General features: G+C 56.1%; 1 protein-coding gene. It reads left to right on the forward strand.

Annotation, left to right across the window (positions count from 1 at the left end; genetic code table 11):
- Window positions 1-24: 24 nt before the first annotated feature.
- Window positions 25-449, forward strand: a 425-nt coding sequence (locus D1646_RS20225) for a hypothetical protein (protein ID WP_160638185.1), incomplete at its 3' end; no start/stop codon positions are given.

The following is a 449-nucleotide window of genomic DNA, read 5'->3' on the forward strand; positions in this document are numbered from 1 at the left end:
AACAAGCAGTAAGGGGGAGCGATTATGAACTTTATGAATCGTTTTGCGGAAAAGCACCCCAAGGCGGCGGAGTGGATCAGAAAAGGCGGACTGTTCCTGATTTTCAGCTGGGCGGTCACGGCGCTGAAAGCAGTTATGCTCATGTTTCTGCCTACCCTGTTCCATGGTATTGTGGGCGACGCCGAGTGGCTATTCCCTGGCCTCCCGGTGGAACTGTTTGGGGTTGGGTTCAAGTTGTCCATCATCGGCAACGCTCTTGAGGTTGGCGCGGATGGGGCCTACCTGGTCAACAGCGGCTTGGCCTTCACCTTGGCCAACCTGACTGCCATCATCTTCGGCGAGTGCATCAACTTCCCCCTCCAGCGCAATGTGACCTTTAAGAGCCACGGTCCTCTGGCCCCTCAACTCGGTCTGCATTTCCTGGCCACCATTGCGGTGTTCCTGGTGAT

The organism is Pseudoflavonifractor sp. 60 (assembly GCF_009911645.1).
GTDB lineage: Bacteria > Bacillota > Clostridia > Oscillospirales > Oscillospiraceae > Lawsonibacter.